Genomic DNA, 18,841 nt, shown 5'->3' with positions numbered 1-18,841 from the left:
TTTTATTTTGCTTTGATTGAGAATTTGAAATCTTTCGGTGCCAGGATACCAATATCTTTGACGACAACTTGTCCGGCAGTTTTCTTGCCGGCGCCCTTGGTTAGGCCGGCTTTTTCATAGCCGAAAGCAATCGTTGTCTTGGCCTTCAAAGCCGCTCCCATTACCTGGCCGGTTGTACCGTTAATTCCAGTTGGAATATCCAGGGCAACCACAGTACTTTCAATGTGGTTTGCAGCTTTGACCATCTTTTGTAGTCCATCTGGCAGGTCGTTATTTAGGCCAGTCCCAAAGATCGCATCGATGATGAGTGAGGCTTGTTTGAAATCAGATTTTTCGGACCGAACCACACCGCAGGCTTCGGCAATCTTCAGTTGCCGCTTAACGGCCGGCTTTGCTTTGGAAACGTTTCCGACAAATTGAAGAGCAACTGTGATATTTAATTGGTGCAAGAGACGGGCGAGGGCAATCCCATCGGCGCCGTTGTTCCCTAAGCCAACCAAGACTAAGACGTTGGATAAGTCAAAGTTACCGGCCCCAAGTGATTCAAGGGCAGCCAGAGCGGCACGTTCAATGAGAACGTCTTCGCCCATGCCAACTTCGGTCATGGTGTATTGGTCAAGCGCTTGCATTTCTTCTGTGGTCACGAGTTGTTTCATTCAATTCACCTTAGTATAATAGTTATAGTCAATTATAATATAGAACACGCAAAAATAGTAATAGGAGGCGGCAAAAATGGATAGTATGGACGTCGCAGATGACTATCAAGAAGTAAAAGACCAGGTCGCCATTTTGAATGCCCGTGGTGCAAATGTGACCGAAGAACAAGTTATTGAACGAACTTTGCTTCGAGGCCTAGAACAAATCTTGGATTACCGGATGGATGGTACTTTTTATAACGTCAAATGGAACGATAAGAAGGAACTGGAAATCTATGATGTCTACCATGAATTAGCTGGAACAATCGCGCCAAAGGGGACTTCTTTGGTAGAAGATTTCAAGCAAGATGACCAGGGTCTGTGGGATCACTTCAATTTGGCTGTAATGGAGATTGGCGCACGTTAATTTTCTTGCCGTAGCAGTAATAATCTGTTATGATATTATCTGTTATGGAGAAGTACTCAAGAGGCTGAAGAGGCGCCCTTGCTAAGGGTGTAGACGTGTTAAAGCGTGCGAGGGTTCGAATCCCTTCTTCTCCATTTTGCTCATCAAGAGCAGTCAAGAGGGGTCACAAATCCCAGTCTTAAGCGATTTTACTTTTTACGAATATCAAGGGATATCAAGGGATATCATCTAAAGTAGCGGAAAAAGTAGAGGATAAAAATTAAAGCGGTCTAGCAGTACCACAGCCTTCGGGCTGTTTTTTTTGTTGCTAAAAGGAGTTAAATAGATTTTAATATAATAAGACTCGCTATATAGGAGAACTTTCAAAATGGATGAAAGAACACCAGTAATAAGATTTAAAGGCTTTACTGATGATTGGGAACAGCGTAAGTTGGGTGAAGTTAGTTCTTCCTTTTCGGGCGGAACCCCTTCGGCCAGTAAAAAGGAATACTATGGTGGGAATATTCCCTTTATTAGATCTGCTGAAATTAATAGTGATAGCACTCAGCTTTTTATTACACAATCTGGGTTAGACAATTCTTCAGCAAAGCTTGTTAAATTTGGTGATATTTTATATGCCATGTACGGTGCAACTAGTGGTGAAGTTGGCATATCAAGGATTAATGGTGCCATTAATCAAGCTATTCTATCAATCCGAGTAAAGGGAAATTATAGTTCACTCTTTTTGCATCAATGGTTAAAAAGCAATAAAGATAAAATTATTGATAAATATTTACAAGGTGGCCAAGGAAATTTATCAGGATCTATTGTCAAAAATCTAGAGATATTATTTCCCAAAAAAGATGAACAAGAAAAAATCGGGAACCTTTTCAGAGGATTAGATAATCTCATCACCCTTCATCAGCGTAAGTTAAGACTTCTGCAAGAACAGAAAAAAGGGCTTCTGCAAAAAATGTTTCCGAAAACGGGGGACGTAAAACCAAAATTACGTTTTTCAAATTTTACTGATGATTGGGAACAGCGTAAAGTCGGTGAGCTGTTCACAGTAACTCGTGGTCAAGTATTAGCAGTTTCTGAAGTTAGTAGTATTAAAACATTAGTGAACCCATATCCTGTTTATTCATCTCAAACTAAAAACAATGGTTTACTTGGTTATTATCATGACTATTTATTTGATGGCGGAATAACATGGACAACCGATGGTGCCAATGCAGGAACGGTAAAGTACCGTAATGGTAGGTTTTATAGTACTAACGTTAATGGCGTTTTATTATCCAATGATGGATATATAAACAAATCCATAGCAGAAATACTAAATAAATCTGCTTGGAAATATGTTTCGCATGTAGGAAATCCTAAACTCATGAATAATGTTATGAGTGATATAAAGATTAAAATTCCTACAAAAATAAGCGAGCAAGAAAAACTATCCGTTTGGATAGATAAACTGGACAATCTCATCACCCTTCATCAGCGTAAATTAAAACTTCTACAAGAACAGAAGAAGGGTCTCTTGCAGAAAATGTTTGTTTAAGTTAATTTTTTACAACCTCCGGGATTTTTTGTTGAGCGGGCGCACTATTTTGGTGTGTCAAAAACCCAATGTCGAAGTTTCGGTATAAAACTAAAATAGATGATTGTAACAACCGTACCCGTTTGGACGGTTGTCCAAAAGTGGGCAACCGTGCTTACAAACACGCCTGTTCGTTTCTCTTACTATGTGGCACTTATGGATCTCCGTACCTGTAAGACCGCTGGTAATCGTGTATATAGTTATCTTGAGGGGATGAGATGAAAGTGAGTTAGCTAATCCATACCCGACACAGTGGCGGTCATGAAGTTACGGAAACAATGAATAGTAAAAGTTAAGGTTTGCCCAATTTGGAAACGCCCCCCCATGAATGTCAAATCGAGAGAGCGCACACATATCGTTATCTTGTGAAAAAAACCAATTTTCAAAACTTTTAAGGTGGGGGGCAATTGACTAAAATAGCTAAATGAAGGGATTTTTAGTTGTTGATGTGTCGGCTCTGGTCGATGAAAATGATGTGAAAAACTATGCTGAAAAATTAGTAACCTTACAAAACACGACTTGTTAAAACTTGTTATTGGACTTAACAAAACTTAACATGAAACATCAGAAAAAATAAGCCTGCCAAAACCTGCCTTTTAAGTGCCTGCCCAATCTGCACATTTAACCTTGCACATATAGGTGCGCGCTTTACAACATCACATCGGGGTGCGGTTGTGAGATCATCCCCACATAAGAAGGCAGGGTGTGCTTGTAAACACGCCCCAAAAGAAAAAGCCTTACTCAATCGAGTAGGGCTATTTTTGTGCTTATAAACATGTCAAAACATGACATAAAAACCTGTGAAAACCTGTTATTAAAAAATGCTATCAAAAGCTATCATTTATGTAAGCAAAAGCAAGTATTTAATGTCAACAAATGTCAACATTTTCCAACATTTAACCTTAACAATTCTTAACATTTATTCCAGCATTTTCCAGTGAGAACCTTAGCATTTCTTAGCATGTAATTGCAGTATATGAAGGCCGTTAAAGCGTTGCAACGTTGCAGAAAGTGTTGCAACCTTTTTGGGGGATGGTTGCAAAAGGTTGCATAAAAAAAGTTACAAAAAGTTACACCTAAAAAGTTACATAGTTACAGGTTAAGACTGGTTTCAAGCGCCCTCATTGTGGGGATGATTGCTAGTAATTACTAGTATTTGAAGGCTGAAAAATGTTAGGTTTTGTTAGGTTTTGAGGTCTAAAAAATGTTAGCAAATGTTAGCATTTTAAACCCAAATAATCCTAGCAATTCCTAGCATTTTCCAGTGTGTTATTACCCGTATATAGGGCAATGAATGGGGCGAAAAGTTGTGCACACAAAAATTAAAAAGGTCACAAAAAAGTTACAAACCATATCCCTAAATTAGGGTGTTGGTTGGGTCAATTTGGCATTAGTTGCTACCTCTATAAACTCCTGCATTCTGTCCAAAAAGTCAAAACGGGGTGCAGTAGTAAACAGCTATATTTGAGCATTTATGCTTGTTTTAGTTTTGCACCCTTTTTGGATTGAATCTATTTATTAAAATCGTGCTTTTTTATTTTTTTATTTTCAAAGGAATATACAAATCTTGCTCTCTTGTGTTGATGTGAATTGTATACTTCCCTTTTCTTAAAATTGTTTTATCTTCTAATTCTGAATAGAGTGTATCGGTAAAAAAGTCTATAACTGACTGTTCGAAAGTAGATAGGAATGTTTTAGGTAAATCTTCTAAAAATGGATCTAAACTGTCAGGAGCTAAATCGTTCATTTTATTAGTTTTGATTTCGATTAAATAATCACTATCACCCCAAGCATCAACATAATTAGAGTTTTCATTTTGAAATTCAAAGGCGTCTTTTATTGTTATAAAAAAACCAATTTTGTTAGTGAGTCCCTTTGCACCACTAATATTAAAGAAACACCCTTCTATAGTTACGTCCGTTGGCTCATCATCTAAGAATGGTATTCGTAAATCTCTAATATCTAATGGGTATTCTCTGATTGATAGCGTTATATCTTTACTGTAATAATCAAACATTTCTCCAGGCGTGACCTGTAAAAACTTTGAAAGTTCGTTTAACGTTTCGTATTTTAAACCGTTGGTTTTGTTGTTGGAAATATTCGAGATTGTTGTTTTACTAATTCCTGTTTTTTCTGATAAATATTCTTGCCTAATGCCACGTTCTGCAAGTAAAACAGATAATTTTGATTTAAGCATACTCACTCCTTTAATTAAACTTCACTTTAATTATATTTTATTCATTTAAACAAGTAAAGGGGAAATAAATAAAGTAAAGTTGCTTTACTCATTAAAAAAATATGCTATACTTTATTTTATTAAAGCATAGGAGGATTATGAATGGCAGAATTTACGAAAAGCCAAGTAAAAATGTTGAACCGAAAAAAGGGGGAACTACGTTTAACTTACAGAAGTATGGCGAAAGAAATTGGAATTAGTGAGATTACACTGGCAAACATCTTAAACGAAAGGGTTATTACACGTATCAGAAAACCTACGGTATTGAAGGTAAACGATTGGTTATCTGAACATGTATAGGAGGCATAGCGATGGAACAAACACCAGTAACACAGATTGTAGCCGTACCACGGTGGCTTAATCAAAAGCAGGCGGCCGAGTATGCTGGAGGTTCATTGAACACATTTAAACGGCATCTTGTGGCCACTGGGAAAGTTAAGACTTACCTGACGGACTTTGTCCCAAGATATGACAGGGAAGAGATTGACCGAGCTATTAAAGAGTGGGTTTAAGGGGATGAATATGCAGATATTAAACATCTTGATAACACTCGCCACAGTGGCCCTTATTGGTCTAGGTGGCGTTGAAGTTGGTTACTACTTAGGAAGAACAGACAGGAAATAGAAAGGAGTGGCCAAGGACATGAAAAGGGCACAAAAAAAGACATCCCCTCACAGTTTGGCGACAGTACGGGAATGACTTGAATAAAACGCCTTTTAAATTGGCCTTTGGCTTAATTTTAACATGGATAAGAACACCTTCAAAAATGAATTGATCAACGTTATCAAGGAAACAGAAACCGAGCACGATCGCTTAGCAATTTTGTCTAAGCACGTTGACCACCTTCTAACAGATATGGGGTCGGACAAAGTGGACCAGGAACGGGCTCAGAAGTTTGGAGAGCTTTCCGACACAGTGGGGCTTAAGGTTGAGCGCTTGGGTGTGCTTTCTGATTTTCTTGAGAAACTAGCCCAGGATGTGAATGAGCATGCTGAATGGTCTAAAAATGGCGTATTGATTGGAATGGGCAACCAGCTTACAAATACAGTCGAGTTTTTGAAGACAGAGCTAGGCGAACTAGACAGAGGCTTAACACAAATCGAAAAGCGGGGGAATGACAATGATTGATGTAAGACACCAGGACCAACTAACCAGAGATGAGAAAAAAGTATACATGGCTTTGCCTTTTGGTAAGGAAAAAGCTATTAAGGTCCGCAATTTATCCAAAGTAGTAGGGATACCCGAAAGGCGTGTATATGATATTTTAAACCACCTTTCTAGCCATAGCTATTTGGTTGGTAGTTTCCGTAATCAGAGGGGTGGGGTTTACCGCATTACAAATAAGGATGAATATTTTTATACTCTGAACATGCTCCGCAACAATGCTAAGAGCTATGAAAGGCGAGTTAGGGGGCTGGAACAACACAGGGAGCGTTTTGAATGAATGAAGACCAAGCTACCAAAATAAAGGAGCTTATGAAAATGGGCGCTTATATCTACATTGCCCAACCCAATACCAAATACAACAAAGAAGAGGGAGGACATAAAAACAGCTTCAATCACTGGGAAGATTTAGAAGAGTGGCTGGTATGGCATCCCCAATATGAGGGCGGAAATATCGGCATTGATTTGGATCGTTCGCCCTTTGTGGTTGTTGATGTGGACCAACACAGTGCCAACGGTTTACAGAGCTTAAAAGATTATTTAAAACGTCAGCAGGTTTCCCCTGAGGTTATCTCGGCAACATACTTAGAAAAGACTGCAGGAGGTGGTTGGCACGTTTTTTATACTGACACAGCCAATCAGTCCAAAACAAGACAAATAAACGCTGTGGACGGTTTAGACGTGTTAAATAGTGGCGGTGTTATTGTTTCGCCCTCTGTTATTGATGGAAATGATTATAAAGCGGTTACGGACTTAAACACGATACAAGAAAGGCCGAACTGGGTGGACAAGATTGGTCAAACTCAAACCAGTAAGCACCTTGGAAACAGACAAGCTAAGTACAGCATAGCCGAACGGTGGAACATGGTGGCTAATGGTTTTACCACAGGCCAACGCAATGACCAGGCTACTAGTCTGATTGGTTGGGTTCTCTCTTCTCATGTTGCCCCAGCGGTTGCCTTTAATGTGGCCATGGCAGTCAATCAACAAAGCCCAGAACCTCTCAGCTATGGCGAACTTGAAAAGGTCTATATGAGCGTGTTAAAGCGTGAAATCAAGCGGGCCAAGAATAGGGGGCGAGTAATTGGTGACTGAAAAAGAACAGCTAGAACAGGTATTTGCTGACACTGTGGCCCAAAAGGTCGACTGGGTTCAATATAACCAAGATGGGAAAGCTGTTGGGGTCAAATATGTAGAGTTAGCAGACCTTATTATAAAAGAACATCCTTTTTTGGCCGTTCCCTTTGGGGATGAGCTAACCTATTACAGTTATAACGGTGTGAACTGGGACAAAGTGACAAAAACCAGGGCAAAGGAACAGGCGGAGCGGTATGCTTTTGACTATTTGAAATCAGCAGACGTTTACAGACCCAGAAGGATGCAAGATGTGGCCAAAACAGTGCTGGTAAATGGGCAACGGGATCATAATCCCTTCACTGACCAAAAAACTGACCGTGTGGCTTTTAAGAATGGCACTTATATGTTTGATAGTGGCGAAAGGATGCCAAACAGTCCAAAAGATTATTTAATAAACGGCCACCAGATTGAGGCACAGCCAGGGAAAGCATCCCCCAATATTAATGCTTGGGGTTCATACTTGTTTGGACCGTCATGGCAGTATGTTAAAGAGGTGCTAGGGTATGCTTTTATTCCTGAACAGACCACCTTTAACACCATCACAATTCTGTTAGATGAGACGGGTGGCAGTGGCAAAAGCTACTTTGTTGAAAAGATTGTTAGGCCCTTGATTGGCCAAAATAATATCACAGCTAAAGACATTGATACCCTGACAGGTAGCAACGGTAAAAGTAACCGCTTTGGCACTTTTGACCTCATCAACAAGCTAGCAAATATCCACTTAGATATTCCTGATACACGGATTGACATGCCCGACACGCTTAAAACGTTATCGGGTGGGGATGTTGTGGAGGTTGAGGGAAAAGGGACAAACTCGGTCAGTGTGAAGCTATACGCTCTTTTGATTTTCGCTAGTAATAACAAACCTAAAATAGCAGTTAGCTCCGCCTTGTTACAGCGTATGCACCTTGTGCCTGTGGTTGCCCCTAAGGTACGAGATAACCCACAAGAAGCCAATATGAGGGCACATCTATGGGACGAGGGTGAGGCCGTTAAGGAGCTTGGTGGCTTTGCTATTGAGTGTATTGAAACCTTTAAGCAAGCGAAAGCCCAAGGCCATCTAACTGTTAATGATGAAATTGAGAAAGTTACAAAAGACTGGGCGACTGGCCAAGACTTAGTGGCCACATTCTTGTTAGAAGCCCAGAAGGAAACGCCAGAAGGTTATACGGGTGGAATATCCAAACAAGTAGCCTTTGCACGTTTTCGAGATTGGCTCTCTGATAATCATATCGAGTCAAAAATGAACAAAAAAAGTTTTGGCACAAGTTTGACACAAAAGGGCATTTTAGAGACCAGAACACGGTTACACCCAGACGGTGACACAGGAAACGCTGTGGCAAGTTGGCAAGGGTTGGACCTTGAAAAGTATACTTAGTACCGCTTTTTACAGTTTTTTGTGTCATTGACAAAGTATCAAGAACTATCAAGAGCCATCACGGTGCTAATTGAGTGCCAAAACTGAAAACCTGAAAATCCTTGATACTCTAAGGTTTATATATATTTTGTGTTAAAAGTGTCAGTGTTTATGTACTTGGTAAAAGTTGCAAAGAGTATAAATAAAAGGAAATAGATATAAATACGTATGTATATGTAGGAGAGAAGTGGCGAAAACACGGCACAAATCGACAAAAATAGGCTTTAAACCCACAGCCACAAGGGTTACAACGATTTTATTTTTGACACAAAAAAGCACACATCAACTAAAAAATAACACTCAATAAAGGGAGAACCAGAAACATGTTTATAACTATTATCCTGGCAACTTTGGTGGCCAGTGTCCTTTATCAAGACTGGCAAATTAGGAGAGCGAGAAAAGCTATTTATTTTTTCCGTTATCACCGTGATTTATATAAAAATGGTTATGACCATGCCGAACATGAAGCAGAGTTACAAAATAGTCTCCTTCTTATGGTTGGTTATGATTCCGAGCGGATGGCTTTGGGTGACTTAAGCCAAAAACCAATGAGCGAGGCCGAAAAGTCGGCAATTATTGAGGAAATGAAGAAAAAAGAAGAACAATTAAAAAAGTCTGATGAAGAACTTGAACAGTCTAGATTGTTATACGAGTCAGTAGAGTAATTTAAATTTAATTGTACAAAATCGGAAACGGTGGCAAAATAAGGGGCGTGGTGGTCAATGATATCAAGGACTATCACGCCTTTTATAAACTCCTCTACAAATTTCCTTTTTGTACGTAGCTATAGACCGCTATGGAGGTAGTTTGATGCAATTAAAAGAAGTGGAAACAAAAAAGGGAAAGGCCTGGGAGGTTGTTGGTTATCTTGGGTTACAGCCTGATGGTAAAAGGAAGAAGGTACAAAAAAGAGGCTTTGCAAGCCAACGGACGGCACGGGCTTGGTTCAATAATGAAAAAATATTGTTTGAGAACGGAAAAAGCCAGTACAATCAAAAAGCCCCCAAGAACGTGCTAACCGTTCGGGAGCTGTATGATATTTGGCTAGATGGCTATCAGAATACGGTAGAAGAAAGCACCTTGGCCAAAGTATTGAACTATTTTGATTTACACATCTTACCTTTTTGGGGGGATGAGCTTATTAATCAGATAGAGCCAATTAAATTACAGGGCTATCTTAACACAATGCAGGCCAAACTTCTAAAATATAAAAAAGTGGTTGGCTACCTCAATCAGCTTACTAAGTTAGCAGTAAAGATGGATATGATAGAGGTTGACCCGTTTACTAAGGTTGATATGCCACGGGAACGAAAGAGCCAGCCCAAAAAGAAGGCCATGGATGAGGATGAGTTTCGCAACTTTATCAGGGTGCTAGATAGTCAATATTGCCAAGTTAATCGGCAAGCATACACGCTTTTAAGATTAGTTGCCTTCACGGGGATGAGAACGGAAGAGGTTCTAGCCTTGCAGTGGCAACACGTTGCCTTTGATGGCGGTTATATCAACATAGAACAAGCGTTAGGCCGTGGCTTGCATGGTGGCACTTACATTAAGGGTACTAAGAGCGTGACTAGTACCAGAACAATTAAGATTGCTACTGATATGGCTAAGGTTCTCTCACACTGGTATAACTTGAGCCAGCACAAAGAACCGACTGACTTTGTTTTTACCAACAACGGGAAGCCTCTCCAGTCTCTAAGGCCTAATAAGTGGTTACATGATGTTAGTGATCAATACCAGGTAGCAAAGGGCGTTGCAATGCACGGCCTCCGCCATACTTGGGCAACCTTAGCACTGGAACAGGGTGCAAGCGTGAAGCAGGTACAGACATACTTGGGCCATGCTGATGCAAAAATAACTTTGAATATTTATGCAGAAATAACTAACAAAGCGAGGGAACAAACTGGCGACATTTTGAACAATATTGTTCGTATTAGTTAGTAAAGTAGCGGAAAAAGTAGCGGATAAATCTATAACCCTTGATACAGTGGGGTTTATGGGAGTCCCTTCTTCTCCATCAAAGCCTACAGTACAGATGGCGACAATTAAAAGTATCACTGTGGTACTGAGAAAATAATTGTCAGAAAACTGATGTTAGCAGCCATATGGGCTGCTTTTTTTATAGAGTGAAGTTCTAAAAAATACTGTACTTCATTTGATCTTAATGATGGAAAATCAAAACAGTTTGACGAAAATGGTACTTTTTTGGTACTTTTTTCAGAAAAGAAAATTGCTGACAAAGGAGAAGTATGAAAATATCAGGATCCAAAAAACAACGTTTTTATATAGCTAGTGCCTTTAAAAATAAAAATCTTGTCAACTCCATATCTAACGGTCTTATCAACCAGGGGTACATCCAAACATATGATTGGACAAATAATACAAAAGCAAGTTCACTACAAGAATTACGAAATATTGCGAAACTAGAATTTGAGGGGGTTCAAGAAGCTGACTTCTTAATTTTTATTTTTCCTGGCGGGAAGGGTGCAAACATCGAGTTTGGCATTGCATCGGGGTTAAAAAAAGAATCTATATTCTAGACTTAGAGAACAGTATCCAAAATTTTGATATAACTTCTACATTTTACTTTTTGCTTAATGTTCACCATTTCTCTGGAAATGTAGAAAAATTCGTTGAATTTGTTATTGAAAAAGAAACCACATGATTCTTTCTTCTACTCACTTGTTATCATAGAATTCTCTATAATTCTTGTCTCTTTTATTGTCAGAATCGCAAAAAAGTCTGGTACAAATATCGGGAGCATTGTCTTAGAAAGTTCTATCAAACGTTAGCTGTGGCAAAACGTATCGAAATCTCTTCTTCAATTACTGGCTTGGGCCTTTATCAAAAGATGGGTTATTCTTTCAAAAATGGTGAAGATATACTTGATGATGAATTGCTATATTGCCTAGAAAAGTTCAACAAAAAAGCTTACGATATAGAATCGTAAGCTTTTTTTGTGCATTCTCTCAATGATTTTTCTTCTTGAACTTTCTGAACAATGTTATTTGATAAGTTTATTTTTAGTATCAGGAGATATCAAAAATTTAAGAATTTTTATTGAGTTTATATTTTTTGTAGTGATAGAGCTTTACACATATAATCGCTAGAATAAGCATGTTTAAAATGATTACTGGTTTAATGAACCAATAATTAGGTGAACCCTTGAGTAACAAGAAGGTGATCAAAAAAAATGCCATTTTTGCTTTTAATTTTTTATTCAAGTTATCCATCAAAAGACCTTCCTACCAAAGTATAAAGATAATCTAACTCAAATATAAAAGAATATCAATATAAATTATAGAAAACTTTGTTATTAGCAGAATGATTATGGAAAGTCAAAAAAGGCAGATTTCGTATTTGAAATCTGCTTTTTTTATAATTTCACTTACTCAGTTTTCGCCAAAAACATTAGTTAAAGTAGGAAACTGTTCCCAAGAATTAGAACGGTTTTTGCTAAAAATGAGTTCAATTAATTTTACTTTTTAAACGCTATAAAAATCTCCATAACAGAATATTTGTTACCAAATGATAAGTAATGACTAATATTTTGTTATTGAGCTGTTATTCATAATTCCACTATCTGTCTGTTAATCTAAAAACTAAAAGTATGAAGAGGTATGCAAAAAACTTCTGGAGGTTTTAGTTTAAATGAATAGTGAGAAAAGATATTTTGAATTAACTGACAATGAAAAAATAGTTTTAAACTCTATAGAAGAAATTACTAACTACTTAAAAGATGATACTGATAATCCTGTTTCATTATCTTTCTACCTTTGGAAAATGGGGATTGATGATCCTCAAGCAAAGGAGAAACTTATTCAAGCAACATTCAAACTAATAATAAATTCCAAGAATCCTTTGAATTTAACAAAGGAAGACTTCTCCTATGAATTCCAAAAAATATCTGAATTATTCGAGACAAATAATACAAATATAATCATTTATGTTTTAACATGGATTGGATTAAATATTTCTCCTGTTGCTTATGCTATTGCACAAAACATTGAATGAAATATTTGTTGAAAGTTAGCATGATGTACAATACTAGCAGATTGAGGTGATAAAAAAGGGGAAGAACGATGGTAAAAATAATTCCTAAAAAATTAAAAGCTGGTGATGAAATTCGAGTGATTTCACCAAGTTTTTCAATGGAACGGATAGGTGGCTTTAATGAAAATTTAGTTGCAAAACAACGACTTGAACATTTGAATTTTAAAGTAACTTTTGGTGAACATATCAATGAGAACGATTGTTTCTTTTCAAGTGATATTGAGAATCGGGTAGCAGATTTACACGATGCATTTTTGGATTCCAATGTTAAAGCAGTCTTAACAACAGTTGGCGGGTGGAATGCTAATGAATTATTGCCTTTTATTGACTGGGAAATTATTCGTAACAATCCTAAAGTTTTTATTGGTTATTCCGACACGACTAGCCTGCATAATGCTATTTGTGCCAAAACAAACATGGTAACTTATTACGGTCCGAGTTATTCGTCGTTTAAAATGGATGAGCTGCAAACATTTCAGACAAAACAATGGCTTAAATCAGTACAAAGAAAGTCGTATTTCTTAAAAGCGAGTGAGGTTTATACTAGCGATCCATGGTTTGATAAAAGCAAACCACGGCATTTAATGCCAAATAAATGGAAAATTTATCATCATGGTTCATCTACCGGTACGATTACGGGTGGTAATATTCAAACTTACTATCTTCAAGCTGGAACGGGTTATTTTCCGCAAGTAAAAAATCCAATCCTTTTTATTGAGGAATCCGAAAACGATGGGAATAATTTTGGACTTGAATTTTCAAGAGAACTGGCGCAAATTTTACAAATGCATCCCGATATTCAAGGATTAGTAATTGGCCGTTTTCCAGTTGATAATGATATGTCGGAAGAACAATTGATTGCTATTTTAAATAAGTATCCAGCTTTACAGACTATTCCGGTTATTTATGACGTGGACTTTGGGCACACACAGCCGATTTTTACTTTTCCGCTAGGAGGACAGATTCAGATTAAAGCTGAAAATCTTGCAGAACTCCAATTAGAAATTTTAGAGGGATAAAACGTTATCTTCTCCATCAAAGCCCACGAGGCAGGCATTAACGGTCAAAAACCGCTAAAAATACTACTTTAGTACCAAGAGAAATCAAGAGGGATCAAGAATAATTTACGAAAATGGTGCTTTTTTGGTACTTTTTTCAGAAAGAAAATTGCTGACAAGTGACAGAAAAAGCTTACGACTTTAAATCGTAAGCTTTTTTGTTGAATTTTGTTTCAATACTTTTTCTTTGTGAAAAGAACAAGATGGTAGTAGTTTCTAAGAAGATAAAGAGAAGGATAGTAGTGGAATATTGATTCAAAGTATAAAGCCTTACACAGCAAAAATAGTGAATAATACACTCTTATACTTAATAAAATGACTACTGCTTTATTCCTAGAAATAAAACTGACCAAATAGGCATAAATACGACTAGTGCAACCTCTGCTCAATAAACGGGACAGTAATATATTGAAAAAAACAAGGCTTACATTATACTCAAAAGCAGATGATAATTTAATTAGTGATGGAGTGTGAATATGAAAAATATCTTTGGGGAACAATTAACCCGTCTTCGACAAAAGAAAAATCTTTCTCAACAAGATTTAGCCCAAAAATTATATGTATCTCGGCAATCCATATCAAAATGGGAAAATAATGAAGTGGAACCAAATATTGATAAATTAATATCTTTATCTAACATTTTCGATGTGGAATTAGATTATTTAATAACGGGGAAAAAGCAATCAAAAGAAATATTACTTGAAATTCATCATCTTAGTAAAAAATTTGATAAAGAAATATTGAAAGATATTAATCTATCAATCCATAGTCACGAAAGAATTGCTTTATTAGGGAGCAACGGATCTGGTAAATCAACTCTTGCTAAGATTATTGTTGGTGAAACGTCAAGTAGTAGTGGCTACCTAGTTCAACATTTTAATCCAAGAAATGATTTAAGTATTATGCCACAGGATAATATCTTACTTAACTCTTATCAAGTGGAAGAGCAAATTGCTTTATCAGCTAGTATTCAAAAAGAATATAATAAAAATTTCTTATCAGAATTACTATCAGAATATAATCTTACTGAACAAAAAAAGGTTATTATTAGTGAATTATCCGGGGGTCAAAAACGAAGACTTTCTTTATTAATTGCTCTATTAAAACCCATAAAACTTTTAATTTTAGATGAGCCTACCGTAGGAATGGATTTGGAATCAATTGATTTCTTTTGGAAAAAACTTGAACTTGTTAATACAAGTGTTTTAACTATAACTCATGATTTTAATCAAATAGATAGATACTTTGATCGTGTTCTATTACTAAAAGAAGGTGTCATTATTTCTGATGAACAGGTCAGCAACATTCATTCAAATAATCAAACCATTGAGAAATGGTATCGATTAAAAAATAAGTAGGAGCACATACATGATTAAATGGTTAGAAATTAAAAACACTTTCAGAAATAAACGCTTTATTTTATTTACTCTTCTTTTACCTTCCTTTTGGTACTTATTTATGCTCGGATTCTCTGATTCGTTTAAACTACACGGGCAATCAATCAACTATATATTGTACTTGACCGCAGCTTTAATTGGAATTTCTGGAAATTCTATAGTTACTTTTTCAAAAAAAATATCAACTACTCGTTCCTTTTATCAACTACAAAGACTAACATCTCATTATTCATTTAACCGTTGGTTAATTGATCAGCTTGTTGTTCAGATTATGTTAAATACAATTATCTGTATTGTTTTAATTGTACTAGGAGAAATATATCAAGCGATTCCTTTTACTTTTACTTTTCTAGTTCTGCTATTGTTAGTATTAATTTTAGGAATATATTTGTCTATTATTAGATTTTGGATTGGAATAAGATTAGATAGTGCAACAATATCAGCATTATCAATGCCCCTGAGTACAGGATTTTCGTTATTGATGTTTCCATGGAGCGGATATATTTCGGGAAATAATTGGTTTTTAAAAGTTACTTTTTTTATCCAAAAATTTTTCCCTGGCTATTACATTTCCGAACAGCTAGAACGAATGCAGAATAATCAGAATACACTAACAACAGTCTTACTATTTATATTAATTAATATGGCTATTTTTGTTCCTACTGTTTTTTTTCTAAAAAAAATCAAAAAAATTAATTGAAAGAAGGCGGACTATGAACTACCAAGAGAATAAGAATTTACACAACTATATCAAAAAAAATTATGAAAATGGTCAATATAGTCGTGACTATACTTATCATGGCCCTTATAGTCATAACAATAGCGAAAATGATGAGAAAATATCAGATTTCAAACGAGGATGTGAAAAATACCAACAAGACAAAAACAATGGTCATATCAAAAGTTGGTATTATGCTCCGATTATCCGAATCTTGAATAAAATATTTGTTGGGAAAATGCAAGAAGTTGTCGATTTTATTGATGGCTACCAATATGAAAAAAAGAAAAATAACTAGTTTAGGTATTAAAGAACAATAGAAAAAGCTTACAATCTAAAATCGTAAGCTTTTTTAAATGTCATTTCAATACTTTTTTCTTCTTGAAAAGAACAGAATGGTAGTAGTTCCTAAGAAGATAAAGGGAACTGCTTTTTGATATAAGTTGCTAAAGGCAAATGTGTATGCGTTTTTCGCATACTTTTCTATTTTTTTCTTGTTTTCGTTGATTTGAGTACTAATCATGCTATTAGCAGGAAGATTAAGGGGACTTTTCGAATTTAGGTTTTGAGAAGCAATTGATTGAGTCGTTTGTTCTTGAATTTTTTGGGTAATGTTATTTGGTAACTTCATCGCCAGGATGGCTTTATTAGAGTATTGAACGGTGTTCTTTTCTGCTGATGATAAATTGACATAAAGTCCACTGACAAAAATAGCTACTGACATTGAAATTCCAACTTGTCGTAAGACACTAACTACACTTTGTGCATTACTTAATTGTGCTCCCTTAAAGTCAGAGGCAGCTATAACGGTTATTGGACCAGTAATTAGTCCATATCCAATACCAACAAAGGCACCGCTAATGCAAGAGAATAAAACACTCTTTAAAGCATTGAAGTCGGCATAAAAAATATAACCGATTGCCATAAACATAAATCCACTAAAAATTAGCCAGCGTGCACCGACCTTTTTTAACAAGAGACCAGCAAATGGTGATGCAATAAAGATACTAAAGGTGATAGGAGTAATCATGTACGAAGCATTTAATGTGCTTAGATTTTCGACATTAACAAAATAATTTGGCAAGAGGACCGTTACTGCAACTAAAAATAGATTACTTAAAATAATGACTAATGATGCTCCAGAAAAATTGCGGTCTTTGAATAGTGATAATGGAACAATTGGGTTACGCGACTTAGATTCCGTAATCATAAAAATGATGAAAGATACGATTGATAAACCGATAACAGAAAGAGTAGTGATGGATGACCACCCCCAAGTTCTACCTTCAATTAGTACTGAGGTAAAAGAAGACAACATAATAATACCTAACAATGAGCCAAGAAAATCGATGCTTTGTAGATCTTCTTGGATAATGTCATCCTCATTTAGAGTAAGAGCACCTAACAAAATAATTAGCAAAGCCAAAGGAACGTTAATGAAAAAGATCCAATGCCAATTCAAGTATTCAGTAATTACGCCTCCAAAGGTTGGACCCATTGCGGAGGCTAATCCTTGTGTCACACCCAAAATGGCGATAACATTTGTACGATTTTTACCAGGTATTAATTCAATTCCCATGGACATCGACAGTGGGAAAAGTATAGCGGCACCAAAACTTTGCAAAATTCTACCAAATAGCAAAATCACAAAAGTTGCTGAGAATCCGGAAACTAATGATCCAATTCCAAATAATAAAGCCCCAAAAAAGAAAAAATATTTTTTATTAAAGAATTCAGCAACTCTCGTCAAAGGGATTGTGAAAGACGCAAAAATTATTGTGTAAGCATTTAACGCCCAAGATAAAGTGTCTAAATCCGTATGAATTGTTTTACTAATTTGAGGGAGTGCGACATTCATCACAGTAGTATCTAACATACAGATAAAAATGCCTAAAATAAATACTAGTGAAAGGGAACATTTTTTAAACATAGTAACTTCTCCATTTATATTAATTATGTTTATATTAACATCATTAATATAAATTGAAAGTAGTCGCTAATATAAAATGAGTTACAAATTCATAACAAAAAGTCGGTTCCCATTACTTTAATGGGAACCGACTTTTTATTGTTCGTTTTTTGTATAAATCAAGACAAGTTTTTTTCTAATTTTTCTGCCTCGTTTTCTAAGATTTCTAAAGAGCCGGTGTAAAACTTTATACCGTAGTCGTATGTCATTTTTTGTTCTTCAGTCATACCACTTTCTTGCCAATGCTTTAGATTATAGTTTAGCGAACTCAGTTTTTCCTTTACTTGTTTGATTTGCTTTTTTGTAAGTACATATAGTGTTTCTTTATCAAGATATTCCCCAAAATAAAAATGAATTAAATAATCTGATTTTAGTTGATCGGGTTTAGGCTCATTTTGAAGAGAACCTAAAAAGCTATCTTTTCCTTTTTGTGTGATTGAAAAAATATTTTTGTTAGGTCGATCATTTTGTAAAATGGTTTTTTTTGTCACCAAGCCATTTTGTTCGAGTTTTTTCAATGTTGGATAAATCATGCCAAAACTGCTATCAAAAAAATGGCTTAATCTATTTTCAATAAAATCCCTAATTTCATAACCAGACAAGCTTTTTTTCATCAACAAACCTAGAATAACGTCTTGACCCTTCATACGTAAAACTCCCTATATTGTTTTGAATCATATTATCATAGTATATATTATATTCTTTTATATGGCAGATTGTAAAATTAAACCGAACACCTTGCATAAAAAAACTGCAGAGACTTTAATGGTAATTGACTAAAATCAACCATAAAGGATCTGCAGCTTATGTCTTCTAGTTTATCAGCTCACGAACGTTCTGTCATTGAAACAATGATCAAACTTAATCATTCAACTCGAGAAATAGCCCGTTTCTTAAAGCGTTCTCCTGCAACTATTACCTACGAGTTAAATCGAATTAAACCATACAATGCACAACAGGCTCATCATTTAGCCCAGTGTAATCGGCACAAACACGGTCGCCATCCGACCCTGACACCTGAAATATCAGCTTTTTTGAACCATCACATTGGTATCTT

General features: G+C 36.1%; 21 protein-coding genes and 1 tRNA gene. 18 read left to right on the top strand and 4 right to left on the bottom strand.

Annotated features, from left to right (window positions below; translation table 11 throughout):
* Nucleotides 1-2: 2 nt before the first annotated feature.
* Nucleotides 3-656 carry an NAD(P)H-hydrate epimerase gene (locus tag BLW39_RS04935; RefSeq protein WP_059379062.1) on the bottom strand — a complete coding sequence of 218 codons (654 nt, stop codon included), beginning with the start codon at nt 654-656 and terminating at the stop codon, nt 3-5.
* Between the two features lie 76 nt (nt 657-732).
* Between BLW39_RS04935 and BLW39_RS04930 the strand changes: the two genes are divergently transcribed.
* The 3 genes from BLW39_RS04930 (at nt 733) to BLW39_RS04920 (ending at nt 2,596) form a co-directional block, all read left to right on the top strand.
* Complete coding sequence (locus BLW39_RS04930; RefSeq protein WP_059379063.1) at nt 733-1,062, top strand: hypothetical protein; 330 nt, start codon at nt 733-735, stop codon at nt 1,060-1,062.
* Nucleotides 1,063-1,108: 46 nt separating this feature from the next.
* Nucleotides 1,109-1,196: transfer RNA gene (locus BLW39_RS04925), tRNA-Ser, on the top strand.
* Nucleotides 1,197-1,429: 233 nt separating this feature from the next.
* A complete protein-coding gene (locus tag BLW39_RS04920) occupies nt 1,430-2,596 on the top strand; it encodes a restriction endonuclease subunit S (protein ID WP_059379064.1) in 1,167 nt (388 codons plus the stop codon).
* A 1,573-nt stretch (nt 2,597-4,169) separates the two neighbouring features.
* Here BLW39_RS04920 and BLW39_RS04915 read toward each other — a convergent pair.
* The gene (locus BLW39_RS04915) at nt 4,170-4,832 is read right to left on the bottom strand and encodes a helix-turn-helix domain-containing protein (protein ID WP_059379065.1); all 663 of its coding nucleotides are present in this window, start codon (nt 4,830-4,832) and stop codon (nt 4,170-4,172) included.
* Between the two features lie 141 nt (nt 4,833-4,973).
* Here BLW39_RS04915 and BLW39_RS04910 point away from each other — a divergent pair, with 141 nt between their 5' ends.
* The 14 genes from BLW39_RS04910 to BLW39_RS04840 all read left to right on the top strand — a co-directional run bounded on the left by BLW39_RS04910 (nt 4,974) and on the right by BLW39_RS04840 (nt 16,113).
* Nucleotides 4,974-5,171, top strand: a complete 198-nt coding sequence (locus BLW39_RS04910) for a hypothetical protein (protein ID WP_059379068.1) — start codon at nt 4,974-4,976, stop codon at nt 5,169-5,171.
* Nucleotides 5,172-5,182: 11 nt separating this feature from the next.
* The gene (locus BLW39_RS04905; protein ID WP_059379071.1) at nt 5,183-5,383 is read left to right on the top strand and encodes a hypothetical protein; all 201 of its coding nucleotides are present in this window, start codon (nt 5,183-5,185) and stop codon (nt 5,381-5,383) included.
* A 232-nt stretch (nt 5,384-5,615) separates the two neighbouring features.
* On the top strand, nt 5,616-5,999 hold the full coding sequence (locus BLW39_RS04900) for a hypothetical protein (RefSeq protein ID WP_059379073.1): 384 nt from the start codon (nt 5,616-5,618) through the stop codon (nt 5,997-5,999).
* On the top strand, nt 5,992-6,315 hold the full coding sequence (locus tag BLW39_RS04895; RefSeq protein WP_059379076.1) for a helix-turn-helix domain-containing protein: 324 nt from the start codon (nt 5,992-5,994) through the stop codon (nt 6,313-6,315). Before BLW39_RS04900 ends, BLW39_RS04895 begins: the two co-directional genes overlap by 8 nt.
* Complete coding sequence (locus BLW39_RS04890; protein WP_059379081.1) at nt 6,312-7,130, top strand: bifunctional DNA primase/polymerase; 819 nt, start codon at nt 6,312-6,314, stop codon at nt 7,128-7,130. The genes BLW39_RS04895 and BLW39_RS04890 overlap by 4 nt, the downstream gene beginning before the upstream one ends.
* Nucleotides 7,123-8,550, top strand: a complete 1,428-nt coding sequence (locus BLW39_RS04885; RefSeq protein ID WP_242975644.1) for a DUF5906 domain-containing protein — start codon at nt 7,123-7,125, stop codon at nt 8,548-8,550. The genes BLW39_RS04890 and BLW39_RS04885 overlap by 8 nt, the downstream gene beginning before the upstream one ends.
* A gap of 362 nt (nt 8,551-8,912) precedes the next feature.
* A complete protein-coding gene (locus tag BLW39_RS04880; protein WP_059379084.1) occupies nt 8,913-9,254 on the top strand; it encodes a hypothetical protein in 342 nt (113 codons plus the stop codon).
* Between the two features lie 145 nt (nt 9,255-9,399).
* Nucleotides 9,400-10,530, top strand: coding sequence for a tyrosine-type recombinase/integrase (locus BLW39_RS04875; RefSeq protein ID WP_059379087.1), 1,131 nt, complete (start codon nt 9,400-9,402; stop codon nt 10,528-10,530).
* A 308-nt stretch (nt 10,531-10,838) separates the two neighbouring features.
* Nucleotides 10,839-11,129, top strand: coding sequence for a hypothetical protein (locus tag BLW39_RS04870; RefSeq protein WP_242975645.1), 291 nt, complete (start codon nt 10,839-10,841; stop codon nt 11,127-11,129).
* A gap of 1,111 nt (nt 11,130-12,240) precedes the next feature.
* Entirely contained in the window at nt 12,241-12,603 is a 363-nt protein-coding gene (locus BLW39_RS04860) for a hypothetical protein (RefSeq protein ID WP_059379090.1), read from the top strand.
* 68 nt (nt 12,604-12,671) lie between these two features.
* The gene (locus BLW39_RS04855; RefSeq protein ID WP_059379091.1) at nt 12,672-13,661 is read left to right on the top strand and encodes a S66 family peptidase; all 990 of its coding nucleotides are present in this window, start codon (nt 12,672-12,674) and stop codon (nt 13,659-13,661) included.
* Between the two features lie 515 nt (nt 13,662-14,176).
* On the top strand, nt 14,177-15,058 hold the full coding sequence (locus tag BLW39_RS04850) for an XRE family transcriptional regulator (protein ID WP_059379093.1): 882 nt from the start codon (nt 14,177-14,179) through the stop codon (nt 15,056-15,058).
* A gap of 10 nt (nt 15,059-15,068) precedes the next feature.
* A complete protein-coding gene (locus BLW39_RS04845) occupies nt 15,069-15,797 on the top strand; it encodes a hypothetical protein (RefSeq protein ID WP_059379099.1) in 729 nt (242 codons plus the stop codon).
* Nucleotides 15,798-15,810: 13 nt separating this feature from the next.
* The gene (locus BLW39_RS04840) at nt 15,811-16,113 is read left to right on the top strand and encodes a hypothetical protein (RefSeq protein WP_059379102.1); all 303 of its coding nucleotides are present in this window, start codon (nt 15,811-15,813) and stop codon (nt 16,111-16,113) included.
* Nucleotides 16,114-16,179: 66 nt separating this feature from the next.
* Here BLW39_RS04840 and BLW39_RS04835 read toward each other — a convergent pair whose 3' ends face one another.
* Both BLW39_RS04835 and BLW39_RS04830 read right to left on the bottom strand, forming a co-directional pair.
* A complete protein-coding gene (locus BLW39_RS04835; RefSeq protein ID WP_074717804.1) occupies nt 16,180-17,745 on the bottom strand; it encodes a DHA2 family efflux MFS transporter permease subunit in 1,566 nt (521 codons plus the stop codon).
* A gap of 158 nt (nt 17,746-17,903) precedes the next feature.
* Nucleotides 17,904-18,431, bottom strand: a complete 528-nt coding sequence (locus BLW39_RS04830; RefSeq protein WP_059379117.1) for a PadR family transcriptional regulator — start codon at nt 18,429-18,431, stop codon at nt 17,904-17,906.
* A 159-nt stretch (nt 18,432-18,590) separates the two neighbouring features.
* On the opposite strand from BLW39_RS04830, the gene BLW39_RS04825 reads away from it, so the two are divergent.
* A partial coding sequence (locus tag BLW39_RS04825) for a helix-turn-helix domain-containing protein (protein ID WP_143404254.1) occupies nt 18,591-18,841 on the top strand: 251 nt, incomplete at its 3' end.

Origin of the sequence: Fructobacillus pseudoficulneus (assembly GCF_900108455.1) — a bacterium.
GTDB classification, from domain to species: Bacteria; Bacillota; Bacilli; order Lactobacillales; family Lactobacillaceae; genus Fructobacillus; species Fructobacillus pseudoficulneus.
Note: the sequence above shows the minus strand (reverse complement) of the source record. Positions and strands in the feature narration are given on the sequence as shown.